The following is a 20,961-nucleotide window of genomic DNA, read 5'->3' on the forward strand; positions in this document are numbered from 1 at the left end:
CCTTCCGCCTGATGAGAACAAACTAGGCCGACTCGCGGACAGATACGGTCCGCAATGAAAACGTTCGGTACGGCTGTGGAACGGGAAAAGCCCAAGGATGCAAGAGGTACGTGGTGAGTGGGCGGCGTCCGTCGCCCGGTTCGTGGAGCGGCGCCGGGAGCCCGTGGTCGTCCAGACGTTGCGGTCGGCGGCCGCCGCGACCATCGCGTACGTCGTCGCGCTGCACCTCAGCCCCGAGCCCGCGCCGCTCACGGCGCCACTGACCGCGCTGCTGGTCGTGCAGGTCACGGTCTACGCCACGATCACCACCGGAATCCGGCGGGTGAACTCCGTGGTGGCCGGCGTCGTCATCGCCATCGTTTTCAGCAGCCTCGTGGGGCTGACCTGGTGGAGCCTGGCCCTGATCATCGTCGCCTCGCTGGCCGTGGGACATCTCGTACGGGTCAGCGAGTTCGTGCCCGAGGTGGCGATCAGCGCCATGCTGGTCCTCGGCGTCACCAGAGTGGGCGACACCGCGTGGGCGCGGGTGCTGGAGACGCTGATCGGGGCGCTCGTGGGCTTCGCCTTCAATCTGGTGCTCGCGCCGCCGGTGTGGGTGGAGGAGGCCGGTGAGTCCATCGAGGACCTGGCGCGCCGGATGCGCCAGTTGATGCTGCGCGTCGGCGAGGAGGCCGCCGGCCGTACCCCCTTCGAGCTGGCGGCCGAGCGGCTGCACGAGGCGCGCCGCCTCGACCACGACATCGTCGAGGTGGACGCGGCGCTGCGGCAGGCCGAGGACAGCCTGAAGCTCAACCCGCGCGTGCGCGAGGGACTGCTGCACCGGGTGGTGCTGCGCACCGGGCTCGACACGCTGGAGATCTGCACCGTGGTCCTGCGCGTCCTCTCGCGCAGCCTCACCGATCTCGCCAAGGAGCGCGAACCCCAGCCGCTGTTCGAGCCGCAGGCCGGGGCCGCCCTGGAACAGCTGCTGTCCGAGGTCGCCGACGCCATCGTCAGCTTCGCCGTCCTGGTGACCACCGATGTGAGCCAGAGCGCCGCCTCGGCCGAGGAGCGGCTCAGCGCGGAACTCACCACGGCGGCCGCCACCCGCGACAAGCTGGCCCAGCTGTTCCTCGAAGAGGTCCAGCGGGACGCCCGTCAGTGGCAGCTGCACGGCGCCGTCCTGACGGAGGTCAACCGCATCCTCGACGAGCTCGACACGGAGCACCGCACCCGGCGGCTCCTGGAAGAGCTGGACCGCTGCACCCGCGAGGAGCGCGAACGCCGGCCGCACCTCACGCGCCTGCGGCGACACCTGCGCGTCCCACGGCGACTGCGCCGGAAGCGGAACCGCCCCGCCGCCTCTCGACGTTCTAGGTAAGGAAGCGGTACGACATCGCCGGAGCCGTATGACGTCGGGGATCGAGACTCGTCCGACGGCGTGGAGGCGGCACGACGTCGGCCGAGCGATACGACGAGGGGTCGGGCGGATGACCGAGGACACCGTGCGGATCGACGGGAACACCCTGCGGCTGCCGGGCGGGGTGCGGGTCCGGTTCATACGGACCTTGCGGCTGCCCGAGACGGGCACGCACGCGCTGCCTCCGGGGCTCGGTGAGTTCCCGATACGGCGCGTCGAGGACTACGCGGACACGGTGCCCGCCGAGTGGCGGGCGCGCGGCGGTGTGATGCTGCCGGTGTATCTGCGCGAGGCCATGTGGCTGAGTTTCGGCGGGACGTCGGAGCCGGCCGCCTTGCAGGTCGGCGTAGGCAAGGTGTGCGCGGTCTCGGGCGAGCCGTGGAGTTCTCGTCTCACCAGGAAACCGCAGAACTATGTGGTGCTGCCCCGCCAGCCGTGGCTAGACGGCATCAACTCCGGGAAGGGGACCGTCCGCCAGTTCGTGGCGGTGCCTCTCGGTCTGGGCGCCACCGTCGAGGGTCAGGTCACCGGCGAGGAGGTGTGGGGCGGCGTACAGCTGCAGTCGTTCCCGCTCAACGACCGGGAGCTGGCCGCGTGGCGCGAGGCGGAGCGCCGCAGGGCCGAGGAGCGCAGGGAGCCGACCCTGGCGGCGGGCGGCTACGGCGCCGCGTTCCCCATGGCCGCGCCGGCCGCACCGGGTGCCGCTCCGCCTCCCGTGGGCGGAGCGGCGGGACGTCCACGGAGCGCTCCGGCGATGGGCCTCGGCGTCGGCGGTTCGATGCGCCAGGAGGTCTACCGGGACGACCGGCCGCTGAAGTCGTGGGCCAAGGAGCCGGCCGGGCGCGTGTTCGTCCATCTCGTGACGCCTCCGGAGTGGCGTCGCATCACCGGAGAGGCTCCCCCGCCGTCCCCGGTGGACCGCGCGGCCTACACCCGGGCCGGGCTCCCCTGGTTCGACTACTACGACCAGGACGCCACCGACCTGGCCCCCACGAACACGCTGGGCTCGGTGCAGCCGGTCGGCGACTGGCTCGGCGACGACCACGAGCCCTGGCAGCAGCCCGCGCCCCACCAGGTGAAGCCGCTCAAGGACGCGCCGGGCAAGCCGGTCGAGGACGGTGACTGGTAAGCGAGGAAGAGACAAGGACGGCCGTTGCACAGAATGCAACGGCCGTTGCCGGTCTTGCACTTCACGGGTCTCTCACGCCAAGGTGGCTGTCACAGCTGAGGCAACCGACACCCGAGGTGCAGGCATGAGCAGTGGTGCAGAACCGGCGCGAGGCGCGGGCGGCGGCTGGACCAGGCGCCGCTTCGTGGGCGCGCTGGCGGGAGCCGCCGCCGTGACGACGGTCCCGGCACCGGCCGCGCCCGAGGCGGACCCCGCGGCGGCTCCGACGACACCCGCGACACCCACAGCGCCGGGCACCGGCGCCTCCCCGTCCCCCACTCATCGCTCCGGCCCCCGCCCGCTGTACCTCGGCACCTACACCTCGGTCGACGGCGGCGGCACCGGGATCGGCCTCGCCACCTACGACCCCACGACGGGCCTGATCACCGGCACCGGCACCATCACGGGCGTCGGCAACCCGTCGTATCTCGCGACGCATCCGGACGGCCGCACGCTGTACACCGTCAATGAGCGGGACGAGGGCGGCGTGACGGCCGTACGGCTCGCCAAGAACAAGGTGCTCGGCACACGCGGCACCGGCGGCGCGGGCCCCTGTCATCTGTCGGTGCATCCGAGCGGGAACTGGCTGCTGAGCGCGAACTACACCTCGGGCAGTGTCGCGGTGCACCCCATCGACGCCTCGGGCGCGCTCGGCGAGCGCACCGACCTGGTCACGCACTCCACTCCGGCGCCCGGCCCGGGTCAACAGGGCCCGCACGCCCACCAGTTCGTCACCAGCCCCGACGGCGGCCATGTACTCGCCGTCGACCTGGGCACCGACACCGTCTACAGCTACCGGCTGAACCAGTCGAAGGGCACGCTCACCGAGGTCTCCCAGGCGCACACACGGCCGGGCGCGGGCCCGCGCCATCTCACGTTCCACCCCGGCGGCCGCCACGCCTATCTCGCCAACGAGGTCGACAACACGGTGGTGGTCTGCGCCTACGACCGGGCCACCGGCAGGCTCACCCCGGGCGACCCGCAGTCCACGGGCACGGGTGAGGGCACGAGTTACCCGGCGCAGATCCTGGTGACGTCGAACGGGTCGTACGCCTATCTCGCCAACCGCGGCCACAACAGTCTGACGCGCTACGCGATCGAGGCGGACGGGGCCCGCCTGAGGCTCCTGGACACGGTTCCGGCCGGCGGCGACTTCCCGCGCCACATCGCGTTCTCACCGGACGAACGGCTGCTGTTCGCGGCGAACCAGAGGTCGAGCACCGTCAGCGTCTTCCACGTCGACGGCGGGAGCGGCGAACTCCGGCTCGCGGGCGAGCCGTTCGCCTCACCGGTCGCCGTCTGTGCGCTGCCGCTGTAGCGCGCGGGGACAGGACGCGGCGCTCGCCTGCGTCAGCAGGACGTGCATGCGTTCCGTGAGCGAGGCGACATCGTCGGCGGGCGCGTGGAAGGGCAGGCGTACGTCGCCGTTGCCGCGCGCCCGTTCGATCCGCAGCGTGAGTCCGTGGCGGTCGACGGCGAGCGGCTGGACGCGCACCGCGCCGTGCAGGCTGTCCGGTTCGACGAGGCGGGTGAGCCGCTCGATGGCGTCCGGGTGGGCGTCGGCGAGATGGGTGAGCAGCTGGGCCTCGGCGAGGGCGAGGGGGTCGGGCTCCGCGTCGGCGAACTCGTCCAGGTCGAGCACGACCGTTCCGGACGGCCGGCGCAGCACCGCGCGGGTCGGCCGGAACGCCAGGTGACCGTCCTCGGGGATGAACCAGCCGGCGAGCCACAGGCGGGCGCGGATCCGGTTGCGTACCGGAACCGGCGCGACATCGGCGAACTCGAGGACGGCGGACGGCTCGCCGCGCGGCGCGCAGATCGCGGCGGCGAGCAGTGCGCTGTCCTCCGGCACATGCAGGAGCACCCGGCCGTCCACGGCGACGGTGTGCGCGCCGACGAACTCCTCCCGGCCGCCTTCGGCGGTCACCGCGCAGGACCATGCCGCGGCGAGTACCGAGCGGGCGCGTTCCGCCGCGGAAGGCGCGGCCGTCCAGGTGTGACGGTCACCCATCAGTTCCTCCTTAGGTAAGGCTTGCCTAACCTATCGAAGATCCGGGTGTACGCCAACCACGCCTCGCCAGCTGTGAGCACTCTGTTCAGGATGCGACCGGGCGGGATGAATGTTGACTCAGGGCGTGATCGCGCCCAGCAGTGCCCGCGCGCACAGCTCGCGCACCTGCTCCCGGGTCAGCTCCGCCCCCCTGAGCCACTCCAGGCACACGGCCGTGGTGAAGGCCAGCCACCCCCGGACCGCGATCCGGAGTTCGGGGCGGTCCTCGGGCGCCCAGCCGAGCTCGGGGTCCGCGGCGAGCGCCTCCAGGATCTGCCGCTCCTGTGCGGCCAGCGCCTGCCGGTAGACCTTGCGTACGGCCTGGTCGCCCGCCGCGTCGGCACGGTGGAAGGCACGGAAGCCGTGCGCGTGCTCCTCGACGTATCCGAGGAAGGTGTCGAGACCCGCACCGAGCTGCTCGCGCACCGGGATTCCGGGCACGGCCGCCGTCATTCGCAGCATCCGCCCGCTCTCGCGCTCGACGACGGCCGCGAAGAAGTCCCGTTTCGTGGGAAAATAGTGGTACAGCAGCCCACGCGAGACTCCGGCGATCTCCGCTACCTGCTCGATCCACACCTCGTCGTACGGGCTCTCCGAGAACAGACAGGCCCCGACCGACAGGAGCTGCTCCCGGCGCTCCTCGGTACTGAGCCGACGACGCGCGCGCTCCCCCTGTTTCCCGGCCATGCCCGCACTTTACTTGACGTCGGTTCAACAACGGGACCAGACTGGTTTCCATTATTGAACCCACGTACAACAGACTCAATCCGCCCCGGGCACAAGGGAGATGGCGTCATGACGGAGACGACGGGGACCGCGCTGCCCAAGGGGTTCCGCAGCGCGGAACTGGGCTGGCCGGAGCTGCACCGCATTCCGCATCCGCCGCGCCGCGTCCCCCTGGCCGGCGACGTACTCGGCGTCAACGTCCGTACGCCGCTCCAGGACTCGATGCGCTTCGGCCGCCGGCTCGGACCGGTCTTCCGGCGCAAGGCCTTCGGCAAGGAGATCGTCTTCGTCTGGGGCGCGGACCTCGCGGCCGAGCTGGCGGACGAGTCGCGGTTCGCCAAGCACGTGGGCCTCGGGGTCGCCAACCTCCGCCCGGTGGCCGGCGACGGCCTGTTCACGGCGTACAACCACGAGCCCAACTGGCAGCTGGCCCACGACGTCCTGGCGCCCGGCTTCAGCCGTGAGGCCATGGAGGGCTATCACCCGATGATGCTGGCCGTGGCCGAGCGGCTGACGGACCGCTGGGACCGGGAGCAGGCGGCGGGGCGCGACGTGGACGTGCCCGGCGACATGACGAAGCTGACACTGGAGACGATCGCCCGGACCGGCTTCGGCCATGACTTCGGTTCCTTCGAGCGCTCCAGGCCGCATCCCTTCGTGAACGCGATGGTCGGCACCCTGACGTACGCGCAGCGCCTCAATGCCGTCCCCGCGCCGCTGGCCCCGCTGCTGCTGCGCGGCGCCTTCCGCCGCAACGAGGCGGACATGGCGTTCCTCAACCGCACGGTCGACGCGGTGGTGGCGGCACGCCAAACCTCAAGCGGGGAAGGGGACTTGCTCGACCGGATGCTGGAGACCGCTCATCCGGAGACCGGGGAGCGTCTGGCGCCGGAGAACGTCCGCCGTCAGGTCATCACCTTCCTCATCGCGGGCCACGAGACCACCTCGGGCGCGCTCTCCTTCGCCCTGCACTACCTGTCCCGGCACCCGGACATCGCCGCGCGCGCCCGGGCCGAGGTCGACCGCGTCTGGGGCGACACCGACCGGCCCGGCTACGACCAGATCGCCAAGCTGCGCTACGTCCGCCGGGTCCTCGACGAGTCGCTGCGCCTGTGGCCGACGGCGCCGGCCTTCGCGCGCGAGGCCCGCCAGGACACGGTGCTGGGCGGCGTCCACCCGATGCGGCAGGGCGCGTGGGCGCTGGTCCTGACGCCACTGCTGCACCGGGATCCGGAGGTGTGGGGCGCCGACGCCGAGAAGTTCGACCCGGACCGCTTCGACGCCCAGTCGGTACGGGCCCGGCCCGCGCACACCTTCAAGCCGTGGGGCACCGGGGCGCGGGCCTGTATCGGCCGCCAGTTCGCGCTGCACGAGGCGACGCTGGTTCTCGGGCTGCTGCTGCGCCGCTACGAGCTGCGGGCCGACCCGGAGTACCGGCTGCGCGTGGCCGAACGGCTGACACTGATGCCGGAGGGGCTGCGCCTGCACCTGGAACGCCGGGTGCCCGCCGAGCGGGACTCCTCAGCCCTGGGCCGACCAGTGGCCCGGGCGGGTGACTGACTCCGGGAGCCTGGTGCCGACGCTGCCGCGGGCCGCGTTCAGCTGGGGCTGGGTCAGGAAGAACGCACCGGTCAGATCGGCGTCCGTGAGGTCGGTGTCCCGCAGGTCCGCGCCGATCAGGTCCGCGCCGCGCAGATCGGCGCCGGTCAGGTCGGCCGCGATGAGGTAGGCGCCGCGCAGGTTGGCTCCCCGCAGATCGGCTCCCTTGAGACGGGCGCCCATCAGGTCGGCTCCCCGGCGGTCCTTGGGGCGGCCCTTCTTCCCCCGACCGGCTCCCGCCCGTACGAGTTCACTGGTCCGCAGCAGCAGCACATTGACGTCCTGCCGGTGTGCGCCCACGTCCAACTCTCCGAGCTCTTCGGGGGTTTGGCGGGTGAGCCGCTCCGTCTTGTCGAGCGCGCGGCGGACGTCGGCGTGCACGGGGCCGGCGGCGGGGAGGGTCAGCGCCTCGTTGAGGTACCAGAGCAGTTCGTGGAGCTGGCGTACGACGGGGAACACGTCGAACATCTGCCGGGCGCGTTCCTTCGAACCCGAGCGCCAGTCCTTGCCGCCGAAGGTGACCTGGGAGACCTTCTGCCCTGCGCCGAAGCAGTCGTACACCGTGCAGCCCGTGAAGCCCTTGTCGCGCAGCTGGGTGTGGATGCCGCAGCGGGAGTCGGTCTTCAGGTTGGGGCAGGGCTTTCCGGCGTCCTTGTCGATGGCGAAGTCCGCGGAGCGGGCGAAGGGGAGCGCGACGCAGCACAGCCCGAAGCACTCACCGCAGTCGGCCCGCAGTTCGAGGCGTCGGTCGTCCTGGACTGTTCCGCTGTCTTCATGCATGCCCCCAGCGTACTGAGCCCGGAGGGTGCCCTGAACAGGCTCGATGTCATGGTCTGGACCATTACCGAGGAGATCGGTAGCCTCTCCGCATGCCTGACGGTGGTTTCTTCGCCCCCGCCGCCCCTACCCGTCCCATCCCTGGGGGCTGCGCCCCCAGAGCCCCCTCCTGCAGACCGAGCTGGGCCTCTTCGGCCCGGCGCCCGACGCGTTCGGGCACGCCGGGGCGTGGGGATCACGGCACGGGGCGTGGCCCGGCAGCACTGTGCCGCCCGGCAGGCCCGGAAGGCTCAGCGTCACCCGGCCCTCCTCTACGACGCTGTCCACGCCGACGCGCGCAGGGCCGACGGGACCGAAGCCGTCGGCAGCGAGCAGCACACAAGACACGTACGTCCTCGTGCCGCCGGCGTGACGAGCGGTGAGATAGGGGACCGCGGACTCCCTCCCCATGGCGTCGGCTCCTGAGTCCCGGTGCAGTCCGCCGTGCTCGAAGCCCCAGAGCGAGGCGATCGCGCTCGTCGTGCCGTCGTCCGTGACCGCGGCCCGCCAGTGTCGCGTATCGCATGTCTCGGGGGCGGTCGGGGAGGCCAGGCTGTAGCCGCCGTCCCGGACGCCCCATCCCGCGGGAGCCGTCACGAAGTGGACCCGGATCTCGTAGCGCAACCAGGCCACCGTGTGCGTCTCGATGCGGCACTCGCTCACCGGACGAACTGGTGGGGCCGGCCGTTGCGCAGAAAGCCGGTCTCGTTCGTGGTCAGGGTCAGCGGGCTGATCTCGGTCACTTGGCGGCGTATCCGTTCACCTCGGTCAGGGTGGCGCCGTCGCCCGTCAGCCGGACGCGGAGTTCGCGTACGGTGCGGGGCTCGAAGGCGTGGACTCGCCGGACGCCGACGGTGTGGCCGCTCAGCAGTGGCTCACCGTCGGCGAGTACCTCGTGGTGGGTGACGCGCTGGCCGGCGGTGAGGTCCTCACGCAGTTCGAGGTGGTCGATGCGGACGGGTTCGGGGAAGCGCGCGAGCACGTCACCCTCGTCGACGACCGACAGCTCGCAGGTCCGGGGCTCGGCCAGGCGCCGGGCGAGTTCGCCGGTGAAGTCGAGCAGGCGGTCGCGGTCGACGGGGTCGATCAGACCGCGGCGGTCCGGTGGCACGTTCAGGAGCAGACCGGCGCCCAGGCCCACCGAGCGGTACCAGATGTCGAGCAGCTGGTCGCGGCTCTTGAGGGTGTCGAGGTCACCGGGCTGCCAGAACCAGTTGGCGCGGATCGGGACGTCGCACTCGGGCGGCAGATAGCGGGCCGTGTCGAGCGCCTCGCGGCCGTCGTCGTAGACGCTGATGCCGGTGGACTCGGTGACGTACCGGCAGGGGTCCTCGGCCAGACCGTCCTCGTTTCCGGCCCAACGGATCGTCGGACGGCCCATGTTGAAGACCATGGCGTCGGGCTGGTGCTGGTCCACGACGGCCATGATCGCGTCCCAGTCGTAGGTCCGGCCCTCCGAGCCCGCGCCGTCGAACCACAGCTCGTACAGCGGTCCGTAGCGCGTGCAGAGTTCGGTGAGCTGGCGGAGGTAGAAGTCGTCGTACGCGGCCGGGTCGTCGTAGCAGTGGGCGTTGCGGTCCCAGGGCGAGAGGTAGAGCCCCAGACCGAGGTCTGCCCCCCGGCAGGCCTCGGCGAGTTCGGCGACGACGTCGCCCCGGCCCTCGCGCCAGGGCGAGGACGCCACCGAGTAGGTGGTGGTCGCGGTGGGCCACAGGCAGAAGCCGTCGTGGTGCTTGGCGGTGAGGACGACGTACTTCGCTCCGGCCGCCCGGGCCGTCCGCGCCCACTGGGACGCGTCGAGGCCGGTGGGGTCGAAGGTCGCCGGGTCGAGGGTTCCGTCGCTCCATTCCTCGCCGTTGAAGGTGTTGACGCCGAAGTGCAGGAAGAGGCCGAACCCGTCTAGCTGCCAGGCGAGTTGCTGAGGGGTGGGGGCGATCGTCACGAGGTGGTTCCTTGGGTCACGTGCCGTTCATGCGGAGCGGGACAGGGCCGTGGGCTGGACGGCGTGAGCGAAGGCCAACCCCCGTGTGTAACGGTCCAGTTCGTCGGCCGCGGCGTCGGCGAGCCGGGTCAGTTCGGTGCCGAGGGAGCCCGCGATGTGCGGGGTGAGCAGGACGTTCGGCAGGTCGTAGAGCGGCGAGTCGGCGGGCAGGACGTCCGGGTCGGTGACGTCGAGGATCGCGTGCAGACGGCCGGAGACCAGGTGCCCGGTGAGCGCCTCGGTGTCGACGAGGGAGCCCCGCGCGGTGTTGATGAGGGTCGCGCCGTCACGCATCAGAGCGATGTGCCGGGCGTCCAGCAGGTGCCGGGTCTCGGGGAGTTCGGGGGCATGCACGGTCACCACGTCGCTGCGGAAGGCGAGTTGGTCGAGAGTCGTCTGCTCGACGCCGAGGGCGGCGGCGTCCTGCCGGTCCAGGTAGGGGTCGTACACCAGCACTTCGACGTCGTAGGAGCGCAGCAGATCGATGACGCGCCGGCCGATCCGGGAGGCGCCCACGACACCGACGGTCCTGCGGTAGTTGCCGATCGCGGGGTAGAGGCGCAGCGGGTCGAGCTGGGCGCGGGCCGCGGCGTAGGCCCGGGCAGCGTCGAGGATGCGCTTGTTGGCGAAGACGATCGCGGCGACGGTGTACTCGGCGACGGGACGGGCGTTGGCCTCGGCGGCACTGGTGACGCTCAGGCCGCGCTCCCAGGCCGCCTCGGTCATCAGACCCTTGACCGTGCCCGCGGTGTGCACGACCGCACGCAGGGCGGGCATCAGGGCGAGGGCCTCCGCGGTGAGCGGCGGGCAGCCCCAGCCGGTGACCAGGACCTCGGCCTCGCGCAGCGCCGCCGCGGCCTCGGGTGCGGTGAAGTCGGTGACCAGCAGATCCGGGTCGAGGCGGGCGAGTGAGCGCAGGCGCAGCAGGGCCCGCTCGTCCAGCACGGCCGCCCGGGAGTCCGCGTCCATGGCGAGGACGGCGCGGGGGCGGTGGGTGCGCCCGGACGGAGACGGGGGGTGGTTCACTTGACGGCTCCTGCGGTGAGGCCCGAACGCCAGAAGCGCTGTAGTCCGACGAAGGCGAGGATCAGCGGGATGATCGCGACGAGGGCGCCTGTGATGGCGAGCCGGTACATCTCGGGGTTCTGCAGCACCATCTGGTTCCAGCTGTAGATACCGAGGCCGGCGGGGTAGAGGTGTTCGTCGTTGAGCATGATCAGCGGGCCGAAGAAGTTGTTCCAGCTGCTGGTGAACGAGAACAGGAACAGGGTGATGAAGCCGGGCGTGAGCATCGGCAGGGCGATCGAGCGGAACGTCTTGAGCTCGCTCGCGCCGTCGACCCGGGCGGCCTCCAGCACCTCGCCGGGGACATAGCCCTCGGAGAAGACCCGGGCCAGATACACGCCGAAGGGGTTGACCAGGGACGGGATGAGCACGGCCCAGTAGGTGTTGACGATGCCCACGTCGGAGGCGAGCAGGTACTGGGGCAGGGTGATGACGACGGCGGGGACGAGCGTGCCGACCAACACGAGCCCGAAGAGCTTCTCCTTGCCGCGGAACTCGTACTTGTCGAAGCAGTACCCGGCGGCGACGCTGATCAGCGAGGAGAGCAGCGAGCCGATCACGGAGTAGATCAGGCTGTTGAGCATCCAGCGCAGGAAGATCCCGCCGTTGTACGTGAACACGGCGTGGAGGTTGTCGACGAGGTTGAAGTCTCCGAACGCGAAGCCCGAAGTCCCGAAGAGGTCCCCGGAGTTCTTCGTCGCCGCGATGAGCAGCCAGGTCAGGGGCATGAGCGTGTAGAGGACGGCGACGAGGAGGACCCCGTTGACCGCCGCCCTGGAGACCGCTCCGCCGCCGGTGACGCGGCGGCGGCGCCCGGTGAACTCCCGCTCCGGGCCGGCCTTTTGGGGCGTGGTGACCGGCGAGTCGCTGGGCGAGGCCGAAGTCGACGTCGAGGAAAGAGTGCGTGTGCTCATGCTGCCTTACCTCGGTTCCCGAGCCTCGTGACGATGAAGGAGAGGACGCCCGCGACGAGGGCGAGAAGGAGGGACGCGGCGGCGGCGAGGCCGTAGTCGTGCTTTTCGAAGGCCGCCTTGAAGACGTACATCATCGGCGCCCAGTCGGAGCCCATCGAGGGGGCCCGGTCGGCCAGCAGCTTCGGCTCGTTGAAGATCTGGACGACGCCGACGCAGGTGAACATCAGCGTGAGGACCACCGCGGAACGGATCATCGGCAGTTTGATCTGGAGGGCGGTACGCAGTCCGCCCGCGCCGTCGACGACCGCCGCCTCGATGATCTCGCGCGGTACGGCCTGGAGGGCGGCATAGAAAATGATCATGTTGTAGCCGGTCCACTGCCAGGCGGCGATGTTGACCACCGACGGCAGGGTGTGCCCCTTGGCGAAGAAGCTCCAACTGCCGCCCGCGGCCTGGATCCAGTCGAGGACCGGGCTCAGGCCCGGCGTGTACAGATAGATCCAGATGATCGCCGCGATCATGCCCGGAACGGCGTGCGGCAGGAACACCGCGAGCTGGACGAAGCGCTTGGCGCGGGCTGCCGCGGAGTCGACGAGCAGGGCGAGGGCGAGGGCCGCGCCGATCATCACCGGGATGTAGAGCGCGCAGTACCCGGCCAGGCGCAGGAAGGACGAGAGGAAGCCCTCGTCGCTCAGGGCCTTGGTGAAGTTGCCCAGTCCGCTGAAGACCCGCTCGCTGCCGCCGAAGCCGAGGCCGGAGGAGCGTTCCTCGTGCAGGCTCATCCAGATCGCGTAGCCGATGGGCGCGACCAGGACGACGGCGAAGAGAGTGAAGAACGGGACGAGGAACACAGCCACCGCGCTGCGCTGGCCCGGTCTCGGCCGGGGGTGACGGCGCGTCGACCGCTGGAGGGAGAGTGCCACGGGGGCTCCTTCGGACATGGGGGGCTTCGGCTGCCGTGAGGGACTGGGCGTCGCCGGGCACTCGGCTGAGTGAGTGCCCGACGACGGCGGGAGGGGCCGGGTCCCGTTTCCCCGGACCCGCCCGGCTCTACTGGGCGAGGTTGAGACCGCGGTCCTTGATCGCCTTCTCGGCGGCCGACTGGCCGGCCTTCAGACCGTCGGCGACGGTGCCCTTGGACGAGGCGTCCGTGATGGCGGTGTTGGTCGCGGTCTGGACCGGGCCCCAGGTCCAGTCCGGGACGATGGTGTCGGCCGCCGCACCGGCGATCTTGTAGACGTCGTCGCCGCCGAAGTAGCCCTGGTCGTCGAAGACTCCGGCCGCCACGTCACGGAGTTCCGCGTTGGCGGGCAGGGCGCTGCTCGGGGTCTCCAGCTTGCTCAGCCGGGCCTTCACGGCCGCCGGCGTGGTGGCCGCCCACGCGGCGAACTCGGCCGCCGCCTCGACGTGCTTGGTGCCCTTCGGCACGGCGTAGGAGGTGCCGCCGTACATGCCGGAGGCGGCGGTGCCCCAGTTCGGCAGCGGGGCGATGCCCCACTTGCCGGACTGCTTCGGGAAGGCCGTCATCTGGCCGCCCGCGCTCCACGAGGCACCGATGTAGCTGGCGACCGTGCCGTCGTTCCTGGCCTTGGTGAACTCCGGGCTGGTGAAGCCGGCCGTCGCGACGAGGTCGTCGTCGACCAGGCCCTGCCAGTAGTCCGCGACCTTCTTCGACGCGGCGTCGTTGATCCCGACCTTCCAGGCGTCGCCCTCGGTGCCGTACCACTTGGCGCCGGCCTGCCAGGCGAGCGCGGGGAGCAGCGCCGGGTCGTCGTTGGCCCAGTCGCCGATACGGACGTTCTTGTCGGCCTTCTTGATCTTCTTGGCGGCCGCCTTGTACTCGTCCCAGGTGGTGGGGACGGCGACGCCGGCCTTCTTGAAGATGTCCTTGCGGTAGTAGAGGAGGTTCGGGGTGGCGTCGTAGGGCACGGCCCAGGTCTTGCCGCCGAGGGTCACCCGGTCCTGGATGGACTGGGAGAACTTGGCCTTGACGGTGTCACCGACCTCGCCGCTGATGTCCTCCAGCATTCCCTGGCTGGCGAACTCGGGGAGCTGCGGGTACTCGATGCCGACGACGTCGGGGGCGTTGCCCGCCTTGATCGCGTTGGTGATCTTCGCGTAGCCGTCGGGGCCGCCGGTGATCGCCGAGAACTTGACCTTGATGTCCTTGTGGGTCTTGTTGAACTCGTCGGCCACCTGCTGGGCGCCGAGGCTCCATCCCCAGTAGGTGAGGGTGACCGGCTTGGCGGCGGTGCCGGCCTTGTCCGAGCCGTCGTCGCCGCCACAGGCGGTGGCGAACATCGCCAGCGAGAGCGAGACGGTGACCGCGGCAAGGGCGGAACGGGACGTACGAGAGGTGAGCTTCACTGCTCGGCTCCTCAGAGGGCGGGCCGCGGAACTGCACGTCGCGGCGGGTGAGGCACATCTTTGGGCCCAGCCCCACAAGGAGTCAATAGAAAAGCAAGATTTCCGAAAGGAAACAAAAGTGAAGCAGCGTTTCACTTACGCTTCACTGGAAGCGCGCACGCGCAGCTCCGGCAGGATCGCGATACGGCGCCGCGGACGCCCCGGTTCCGCCAGCCTCAACAGCAGCAACTCGACCGCCGTGGCGCCGACTTCGTGCTTCGACGGGGCCACCGCACTGAGCGGGAGATCGGCGAGTTCGGCCACCTCGTCGTCGTACGAGACCAGCGCGACGTCGCCGGGAACCGACAGGGACGCGGCGCGCAGGCGCTGGAGCAGGAGCATCGCGTCGTTGTCGGTGTGGACCAGGGCCGCGTCGATCGCCCTGTCCCGCACGCCCCGCACGAACTCCTCCAACGCCCGTTCGTAGGCGGGCTCCCCCACGTCGTAGTTGCTGAGGTCGATGAACGCGGTGTCCTCCGGGGCGTCGAGGCCCGCGGCACGCATCCCGGCCAGGTATCCCTCCCGGATCCAGGGCGCCGTCGGAGTCCCCGAGCGCAGCAGCAGGGCGACGCGCCGCCGTCCGCCGTCCAGCAGATGCCGTACGGCGAGACGGGCGCCGTAGGCGTGGTCGGTGCCCACGTGCTCGGCTGCGGCGTCACCCTGTTCCGGCCGGCGCTCGACCAGCACGACCGGCACGTCGAGATCCTCGTACCACTGCCGGCCCACGGCGCCCCGCGTCTCGGACGGGGCGAGCAGCAGGCCCGCCACGCCTTCCGCGATCAACTGCTCGGCCTGCGCCTTCTCCGTCTCGGGGTCGTAGGCGGAGACGCCGAGCAGCAGCCGGATTCCGCGCGCCTCGGCCACCTCGCGGGCACCCTTGATCACCTCGGGGTAGTAGTAGGCGGAGGACGGAACGATCAGCCCCAGGGTCTGCGTTCGCCGCTCCACGGCCTCGGCCCCGGCGGCGGGAGACGCACCCTCCGTCCAGTCCTTCGGAAGCATCGCGCCGCCGTGCACCCGCACCAGCAACCCCTGCTCGGCCAGCACTTCGACGTCCTTGCGCACCGTGACCGGGGAGACCCCCAGCTCGGCGGCGAAGTCCGTCACACGCATCGATCCCTGCTCGCGCACCCGGCGCAGGATCACCTGGTGCCTCTCTTCCGCGTGCACGGCGGCTCCCCTCTGCTCGCATGCCCTGATCAGGGCCAGACTATCGCTTCCGCACCCACCCTGACGTTTTCTTTCGAACGAAGGTAAAGCAAGAATTCCGTGTGTTAACCATTGCTGGCGCGTGGATGAGCGTGTTAGAACCCCTGGACCGCCCACGCCGCCCGGCTGCCGAGCACGCCGTCGGATTCTTCCGCCGGCTCACCATCCCTCCCGCAGAGGACTCAGTCATGCCTTCTTCCTGGTCCCGCCGACGATTCCTCCAGGGATCCACGGCGACCGCTCTCGCCCTCGGCGCTGTGAGCACCGCCTCCTTCCCCTCTGCCGCCGCCTCCGAGGACGACGAGTTCGCCGCCCTTCGCGCCAAGTGGCGCGACCTGATCCTCGGCACGGACTTCGACCCCGCCTCCGAGCCGTTCCGCACCCAGCTCGCCACCCTCGGCAGCACGGCCGCGGGTCATCTGGCCGCGATGGCCCCGGCGACGGGATCACTCTGGCCGGACCTGGTCTGGGCGGACCCGGAGCCCGACACCGACGCGGAGTCGTACGCGTACTCCTCGAAGATCTCCGGCAGTTACAGCAGGCTCAGCACACTCGCCCAGGCATACGCGCAGCCCGGCACCGGCCTCACCGGCGACCCGGCGCTCCTGAACGGGATCGTCACCGGCCTGGACCACATCAACTCCCAGGTCTACAACGAGAACACCACGCGCTACGGCAACTGGTGGGACTGGCAGATCGGCGCCCCGCAGAACCTGATGGACGTCTGTGTACTCGTGTACGACGCGCTGACGGAGGCTCAGATCGCCGGCCACTGCACGGCGGTCGACGCCTTCGTGCCCGACTCGGCGGTCGGCGCTTACACCGGCACCAGCACCGGCGCCAACCGGGTCGACCTGTGCCGCGCGATGATGGTGCGCGGGGTGGTCGGGCGCAGCCCGGCGAAGATCGCCCTCGCCCGGGACGCCCTCTCCCCCGTCTTCCCCTACGTCACGACGGGCGACGGTTTCTACGCCGACGGCTCGTACATCCAGCACACCTCGATCCCTTACATCGGCGGGTACGGAACGGTCCTCAACGACGGCCTCGGACGGCTCTTCGCGCTGCTGCGCGGCTCCAGCTGGGAGGTCACCGACCCGAACAGCGCGCTGTTCCTCGACACCATCGAGAAGGCCGTGGCGCCGTTCCTCTACAACGGTCTGATCATGGACAACGTCGCGGGCCGCGGCATCAGCCGCAGCGCCGCCGACGACCACACCCGCGCCCACGGACTGCTCGGCTCGATCCTGCTGCTCGGCCAGGGCGCGAGCCCCGAACAGGAGGCCCGCTGGCGGGCGTTGGTGAAGGGGTGGCTGGAGCGCGACCGCCACGAGCCCGCCACGAGCAACCTCAATCTCAGCATCGTGCGCCTCGCGCCGCTGCGCGCCCTGCTCGCGGACACGTCGGTCGAGGCCGCTCCCGAACCGGTCGAACACCGGATCTTCGCGAGCATGGACCGGGTCACGCACCGCCGCCCCGGCTGGGCCGCCTCGCTCAGCATGGCCTCGAAGCGGATCGCCCACTACGAGTACGGCAACGGCGAGAACGCGCGCGGCTTCCACACCGGCGCCGGCTGGGTCTCCTGGTGGGGCGACGACTTCGGCGAGGCGCAGTACTCGGACGCCTTCTGGCCCACCGTCGACCCGTACCGCCTGCCCGGCATCACCGCTTCCAGGAAGCCCCTGGCCGACGGCGAGGGTGGCAACTGGGGCAACCCGAAGCCCGACGCGGCCTGGGTCGGCGGCGCCACCGACGGCGAGTACGCGGCGGTCGGCCAGCACCTCAAGGGTCTGTCGAGCACGATGAGCGCACGGAAGTCCTGGTTCTTCCTGGACGACTCGGTCGTCTGTCTCGGCGCGGGCATCTCCGCCGCCGACGGGTACGCGATCGAGACCACCGTGGACAACCGCGCGCTGGGCACGTCGGGCTCACCCGCTCTCACCGTCGACGGCGAGACGCAGCCCAACACCCAGGGCTGGGCAGGGAAGTTCGGGAACGCTTCCTGGGCCCACATCGAGGGGCACGCCGGCTACGTCTTCCCCGGTGGGGCCGCGTTCAACGCGGTGCGTGAGGAACGGACCGGCGCCTGGCGGGACATCAACACCGGCGGCTCCACCACCGCGCTCACCCGCCGCTATCTGACCCTCTGGACCGACCACGGCTTCCTCCCCACCAACGCCGGCTACGCCTACGTCCTCATGCCCGGCGCGAGCGCAAGGGCCACGGCGCATCGCGCGCAGGACGCGGGCCGGCTGAGGATCCTCGCCAACACCGCCCGCCAGCAGGGCATCCGCAGCCCTCAACTGGGCGTCACCGCCGTCAACTTCTGGGAGCCCGGCAGCCTCGGCCTCCTCACGGCCAGTGCCCCGGCGGCCGTCCTCGTGCGGGAACACCGGGACGGCACGGCCACTGTGTGTGTCGCCGACCCGGCCCGCGAAGCCACCGCCCTCGACGTCGTGTGGCACCGCCCGGTCCGCGAAGTGCTCTTCCAGTCCCCGGCGGTCGCCGCCGCCCGCACCGGGCACGGTCTCAAGCTCACCTTCGGCGATCTGACCGGAGCCGCCGGCGCGACACACACCGTCAGGGTGCGGCTCGGCTGAGGACTCCGGCCGGTCCGCCCCTACGCCCACGTCACACCCGTACGACCTTTCAGGAGCAACGATGCACTGGAACACCCAGCCCACCCTTCGTCACCTCCTGTGCCGGGCCCTCGGCCGGAGCGTGCTGCTCGCGGCCGCACGATCCCGCTCCGTCTCGCCCTCGGTGCTCAGGAGGTGTGCCTGGGCATCGTCGTGGACTGAGCCGAGCGAAGCGCGCCGAAGGCGGATGCCCGCCGATGTCCTGGTGTCTCTGGCGGATTGCGGGGACAGCGGGTATCGAGACGGCCATGGACGACACCCCTCTCCCCGGTCTGCCCGCCCCTCCCCCGCCCGGCGCGAGCGCGCTGCCGCCGGGGACGTACGACGGCTCGCTCGTCCTGGTCACCGGCGGCGGGACCGGGCTCGGCAGGGCGGTCGCGGCGGAGTTCGCGCGACTGGGCGCCGATCTGGTGCTCGTCAGCCGCGGTGAGGAGCATCTGCGGTCCGCACGGCGGGAGTTGGCGGCGCTGGGCACGCAGGTGACGACGGCCGTGTGCGACGTACGGGACGCGGAGCGCATCGCCGACGTGTTCGACGCGTGCGGGCTGCCCGACGTGCTGGTCAACAACGCGGCCGCCAACTTCCCCGTGCCCGCCGAGGACATGTCCCCGAACGCCTGGCGGGCGGTCGTCGACATCACCCTGACCGGAACGTTTCTGATGAGCCGCGAGTTCGGCCGCCGCCATCTGGCCGCGGGTACGCCCGGTTCGATCATCGACGTCGGTGCGTCGTACGCCTGGACGGGCGGCCCCGGTTTCGCGCACAGCGCGGCGGCCAAGGCGGGTGTGCGCACCCTGGTCCGGACACTGGCCGTGGAGTGGGGGCCGTACGGCATCCAGGTCAACGGCCTGGTGCCCGGGCTGATGCCGCACGAGGACATGACCGACGACATCCGCGGGAACCTGGACCGGGCCGACGCGCACGACGCGCGCCAGCCCGCCCTCCGGGTCGGCGCGCCGCGCGAACTCGGCTGGGCCGCCACCTTCCTGGCGTCCCCCTACGCCCGTTTCATCACCGGCCACACGCTGGTGGTGGACGGCGCGAACTGGCAGCGCAGGGGGCTCGTCAGCCCGCCGGTGGTGCCAGTGCGGGAGCAGATGGGGCGTGGGCCCTTCACCGGCTGACCGTCACCCGGCCCCTGCACCGGCCGGCCGTCACCCGGCCAGTGCCCCGAGGTCGAGCCGCGCGAGCCGCTCGGGGTCGGCCAGGATGTTCATGGCCACGATCCTCCCGTCGGCGACCGTGACACCCATGACCGACATCGGCTGCCCGTCGAGCAGCGCGACGACACCGACCTCGCCATTGATGAGCACGAGCCGCGAGGACGCCGCGAACCGCGCGAACGTGAGCGCCTGTCGCGCCACGGCCGCCGCACCGCGGACCAGCTTGGAAGCCGCCGCTCCGCCGACCAGCGGGCCCGAGTCCGCGCGCAGCACGACATCGGGGTCGAGGACGGAGAGGAGGGCTTCGAAGTCTCCGCCGCGCGAGGCCGCGAGGAAGGCGTCGAGGACCTTCTTCTGCCGGGCGAGGTCGGGCTCGGGTTCCGGAGCGGCTCCCTGTACCCGGCGGCGGGCCCGGCTGGCGAGCTGCCGGGTCGCGGCCGGGGAGCGGCCCACGATGGCCGCGATGTCGTCGAAGGGCACCGCGAACATGTCGTGGAGCACGAACGCGAGCCGCTCGGCGGGCTCCAGTGTCTCCAGGACCACGAGGAGGGCGAGCCCGACCGAGTCGGCCAGCAGCACCTCCTGCTCGGGGTCGATCCGCGTCAAGGGACTGATGACCGGGTCGGGGACGAAGGTGTCCTCGATGGGATCCTCCCTGCGCGAGGCCCGGGAGCGCAGCATGTCCAGGCAGACCCGGCCGACCACGGTGGTCAGCCAGCCCCCAAGGTTCCTGACCTCTTCGGCGTCGGTCCGGCTGAGCTTCAGCCAGGCCTCCTGGACCGCGTCGTCCGCCTCGCTGAGCGAGCCGAGCATCCGGTAGGCCACCGCTCTCAAGTGGCCCCGGTGCGCCTCGAACCGGTCCGCGAGAAGTTCACTGTCGTGCATCGGTCCTCCCCCATCCTCCGTCGTACGGAACGCCGTACAGAACGCGTGCAGAACAGTGACTGATCAAAACATGCCGGTCACCTTCCCTCGAAACGCGGCACGCGCCGGGCACCCTTCGCCTCGTACCCCTCGCGGGCGTCCTCGGACGTCAGGGTGAGCGCCGCCGACATGGCCGTGCGGTCGAGGGCCGCGGCGAGGCCGGCATCCGCGTAGGTGTCGATGTCGTGTTTGATGCCCTGCACGGCGAGGGGCCCGTTGGCCGCGATCTCGGCGGCGACAGAGCGGGCCGTCTTGTCCAACTCCTCGGGGGCGACCAGGAGTTGGACCAGATGGAGACGCTCGGCCGTGACCGCGTCCAGCCGGCGCCCGGTCAGCGCGAGGAACTTGGCCCAGCCCGCGCCCGCCTCGCGGGCGATCCGCAGATCACCGCCCGCGTCGACCGCGACCCCGAGCTGTGCCTCCGGCAGCGCGAACACCGCGTCGTCGGCCGCGACGCGCAGGTCCGCCATCAGCGCGAGTTCGAATCCGAAGCCCAGGCAGTAGCCCCGTACGGCCGCGACGACCGGCTGCGGCAGCCGGGCGAAGGCCGCGAACCGTTCGTGCGCCCAGCGGATGCCCTCGTAGTAGGCGCGGGCACGCTCCGCGGCGGACCGGCCGGTGATCGCGCCGCCCGGTGCCGTGACGTCGATCCCCGCGCAGAAGGCCCGCCCCTCGGCCCGCAGCAGGACCACCCGGATCGACTCGTCGAAGCGGATCCGGTCGGCGAACAGCCCGAGTTGACGCGTGGACTCCCAGCTCCACGCGTTGAGCTTCGCCGGGCGGCAGAGGGTGAGGACGCCGATGCCGTCCTCGACGTCGAGGCGCAGCCGCTCCTCGCCCTCCGGGATGTCCGTACGCGTGGTGTCGATCATCCGTACCCCCTAAGGCTTCTGACAGTGCGTCAG

18 protein-coding genes are annotated in these 20,961 nt (G+C 71.1%); 6 read left to right on the forward strand and 12 right to left on the reverse strand.

Going from position 1 to position 20,961, the window contains the following annotated elements:
* Window positions 1-97 precede the first annotated feature (97 nt).
* The 3 genes from OIC96_RS03775 to OIC96_RS03785 all read left to right on the forward strand — a co-directional run bounded on the left by OIC96_RS03775 (window position 98) and on the right by OIC96_RS03785 (window position 3,885).
* The gene (locus OIC96_RS03775; RefSeq protein WP_330309308.1) at window positions 98-1,360 is read left to right on the forward strand and encodes an FUSC family protein; all 1,263 of its coding nucleotides are present in this window, start codon (window positions 98-100) and stop codon (window positions 1,358-1,360) included.
* Between the two features lie 109 nt (window positions 1,361-1,469).
* On the forward strand, window positions 1,470-2,528 hold the full coding sequence (locus OIC96_RS03780; protein ID WP_330309307.1) for a hypothetical protein: 1,059 nt from the start codon (window positions 1,470-1,472) through the stop codon (window positions 2,526-2,528).
* 124 nt (window positions 2,529-2,652) lie between these two features.
* Window positions 2,653-3,885: a lactonase family protein gene (locus OIC96_RS03785; protein WP_330309306.1), complete on the forward strand. Its 1,233-nt coding sequence runs from the start codon at window positions 2,653-2,655 to the stop codon at window positions 3,883-3,885.
* Here the strand turns inward: OIC96_RS03785 and OIC96_RS03790 are convergent.
* Both OIC96_RS03790 and OIC96_RS03795 read right to left on the reverse strand, forming a co-directional pair.
* On the reverse strand, window positions 3,853-4,578 hold the full coding sequence (locus OIC96_RS03790) for a DUF2470 domain-containing protein (protein WP_330309305.1): 726 nt from the start codon (window positions 4,576-4,578) through the stop codon (window positions 3,853-3,855). The two genes, OIC96_RS03785 and OIC96_RS03790, sit on opposite strands and share 33 nt — an antisense overlap.
* A gap of 117 nt (window positions 4,579-4,695) precedes the next feature.
* Window positions 4,696-5,304, reverse strand: a complete 609-nt coding sequence (locus OIC96_RS03795) for a TetR/AcrR family transcriptional regulator (RefSeq protein WP_327433992.1) — start codon at window positions 5,302-5,304, stop codon at window positions 4,696-4,698.
* Window positions 5,305-5,412: 108 nt separating this feature from the next.
* Here OIC96_RS03795 and OIC96_RS03800 point away from each other — a divergent pair, with 108 nt between their 5' ends.
* Window positions 5,413-6,903: a cytochrome P450 gene (locus OIC96_RS03800; protein ID WP_330309304.1), complete on the forward strand. Its 1,491-nt coding sequence runs from the start codon at window positions 5,413-5,415 to the stop codon at window positions 6,901-6,903.
* Here OIC96_RS03800 and OIC96_RS03805 read toward each other — a convergent pair.
* The 8 genes from OIC96_RS03805 to OIC96_RS03840 all read right to left on the reverse strand — a co-directional run bounded on the left by OIC96_RS03805 (window position 6,865) and on the right by OIC96_RS03840 (window position 15,294).
* Window positions 6,865-7,722: a pentapeptide repeat-containing protein gene (locus OIC96_RS03805; protein ID WP_330309303.1), complete on the reverse strand. Its 858-nt coding sequence runs from the start codon at window positions 7,720-7,722 to the stop codon at window positions 6,865-6,867. The two genes, OIC96_RS03800 and OIC96_RS03805, sit on opposite strands and share 39 nt — an antisense overlap.
* A gap of 123 nt (window positions 7,723-7,845) precedes the next feature.
* Complete coding sequence (locus OIC96_RS03810) at window positions 7,846-8,421, reverse strand: hypothetical protein (RefSeq protein WP_330309302.1); 576 nt, start codon at window positions 8,419-8,421, stop codon at window positions 7,846-7,848.
* A gap of 76 nt (window positions 8,422-8,497) precedes the next feature.
* Window positions 8,498-9,700, reverse strand: a complete 1,203-nt coding sequence (locus tag OIC96_RS03815; RefSeq protein ID WP_330309301.1) for an alpha-L-fucosidase — start codon at window positions 9,698-9,700, stop codon at window positions 8,498-8,500.
* 27 nt (window positions 9,701-9,727) lie between these two features.
* Window positions 9,728-10,708 (reverse strand): hydroxyacid dehydrogenase, encoded by a 981-nt coding sequence (locus OIC96_RS03820; protein WP_330310396.1) that lies wholly within the window; start codon window positions 10,706-10,708, stop codon window positions 9,728-9,730.
* Window positions 10,709-10,761: 53 nt separating this feature from the next.
* Window positions 10,762-11,718: a carbohydrate ABC transporter permease gene (locus tag OIC96_RS03825; protein ID WP_330309300.1), complete on the reverse strand. Its 957-nt coding sequence runs from the start codon at window positions 11,716-11,718 to the stop codon at window positions 10,762-10,764.
* Entirely contained in the window at window positions 11,715-12,659 is a 945-nt protein-coding gene (locus OIC96_RS03830; RefSeq protein WP_406502208.1) for a carbohydrate ABC transporter permease, read from the reverse strand. Before OIC96_RS03830 ends, OIC96_RS03825 begins: the two co-directional genes overlap by 4 nt.
* A gap of 109 nt (window positions 12,660-12,768) precedes the next feature.
* Window positions 12,769-14,085: an ABC transporter substrate-binding protein gene (locus OIC96_RS03835; protein ID WP_330309298.1), complete on the reverse strand. Its 1,317-nt coding sequence runs from the start codon at window positions 14,083-14,085 to the stop codon at window positions 12,769-12,771.
* Between the two features lie 135 nt (window positions 14,086-14,220).
* Window positions 14,221-15,294, reverse strand: a complete 1,074-nt coding sequence (locus tag OIC96_RS03840; RefSeq protein ID WP_330309297.1) for a substrate-binding domain-containing protein — start codon at window positions 15,292-15,294, stop codon at window positions 14,221-14,223.
* Window positions 15,295-15,521: 227 nt separating this feature from the next.
* Here OIC96_RS03840 and OIC96_RS03845 point away from each other — a divergent pair, with 227 nt between their 5' ends.
* Window positions 15,522-17,930 (forward strand): polysaccharide lyase 8 family protein, encoded by a 2,409-nt coding sequence (locus OIC96_RS03845; protein ID WP_330309296.1) that lies wholly within the window; start codon window positions 15,522-15,524, stop codon window positions 17,928-17,930.
* Window positions 17,931-18,217: 287 nt separating this feature from the next.
* Complete coding sequence (locus OIC96_RS03850; RefSeq protein ID WP_330309295.1) at window positions 18,218-19,093, forward strand: SDR family oxidoreductase; 876 nt, start codon at window positions 18,218-18,220, stop codon at window positions 19,091-19,093.
* A 30-nt stretch (window positions 19,094-19,123) separates the two neighbouring features.
* On the opposite strand, the gene sigJ is transcribed toward OIC96_RS03850, so the two are convergent.
* Window positions 19,124-20,017 (reverse strand): RNA polymerase sigma factor SigJ, encoded by an 894-nt coding sequence (gene sigJ, locus OIC96_RS03855; protein WP_330309294.1) that lies wholly within the window; start codon window positions 20,015-20,017, stop codon window positions 19,124-19,126.
* 77 nt (window positions 20,018-20,094) lie between these two features.
* Window positions 20,095-20,928: an enoyl-CoA hydratase/isomerase family protein gene (locus OIC96_RS03860; protein WP_330309293.1), complete on the reverse strand. Its 834-nt coding sequence runs from the start codon at window positions 20,926-20,928 to the stop codon at window positions 20,095-20,097.
* Window positions 20,929-20,961 lie beyond the last annotated feature (33 nt).

This window comes from Streptomyces sp. NBC_00775 (assembly GCF_036347135.1).
Lineage (GTDB): Bacteria > Actinomycetota > Actinomycetes > Streptomycetales > Streptomycetaceae > Streptomyces > Streptomyces lutosisoli.

Excerpts from the sequence above, each read along its gene's own strand:
- OIC96_RS03860 (WP_330309293.1), bottom strand. The coding sequence starts at position 20,928 with ATGATCGACACCACGCGTACGGACATCCCGGAGGGCGAGGAGCGGCTG.
- OIC96_RS03775 (WP_330309308.1), top strand. The coding sequence starts at position 98 with ATGCAAGAGGTACGTGGTGAGTGGGCGGCGTCCGTCGCCCGGTTCGTG.
- OIC96_RS03790 (WP_330309305.1), bottom strand. The coding sequence starts at position 4,578 with ATGGGTGACCGTCACACCTGGACGGCCGCGCCTTCCGCGGCGGAACGC.
- OIC96_RS03805 (WP_330309303.1), bottom strand. The coding sequence starts at position 7,722 with ATGCATGAAGACAGCGGAACAGTCCAGGACGACCGACGCCTCGAACTG.
- OIC96_RS03780 (WP_330309307.1), top strand. The coding sequence starts at position 1,470 with ATGACCGAGGACACCGTGCGGATCGACGGGAACACCCTGCGGCTGCCG.
- OIC96_RS03830 (WP_406502208.1), bottom strand. The coding sequence starts at position 12,659 with ATGTCCGAAGGAGCCCCCGTGGCACTCTCCCTCCAGCGGTCGACGCGC.
- OIC96_RS03825 (WP_330309300.1), bottom strand. The coding sequence starts at position 11,718 with ATGAGCACACGCACTCTTTCCTCGACGTCGACTTCGGCCTCGCCCAGC.
- OIC96_RS03845 (WP_330309296.1), top strand. The coding sequence starts at position 15,522 with ATGCCTTCTTCCTGGTCCCGCCGACGATTCCTCCAGGGATCCACGGCG.
- OIC96_RS03785 (WP_330309306.1), top strand. The coding sequence starts at position 2,653 with ATGAGCAGTGGTGCAGAACCGGCGCGAGGCGCGGGCGGCGGCTGGACC.
- OIC96_RS03800 (WP_330309304.1), top strand. The coding sequence starts at position 5,413 with ATGACGGAGACGACGGGGACCGCGCTGCCCAAGGGGTTCCGCAGCGCG.
- OIC96_RS03795 (WP_327433992.1), bottom strand. The coding sequence starts at position 5,304 with ATGGCCGGGAAACAGGGGGAGCGCGCGCGTCGTCGGCTCAGTACCGAG.
- sigJ (WP_330309294.1), bottom strand. The coding sequence starts at position 20,017 with ATGCACGACAGTGAACTTCTCGCGGACCGGTTCGAGGCGCACCGGGGC.
- OIC96_RS03850 (WP_330309295.1), top strand. The coding sequence starts at position 18,218 with ATGGACGACACCCCTCTCCCCGGTCTGCCCGCCCCTCCCCCGCCCGGC.
- OIC96_RS03820 (WP_330310396.1), bottom strand. The coding sequence starts at position 10,708 with ATGGACGCGGACTCCCGGGCGGCCGTGCTGGACGAGCGGGCCCTGCTG.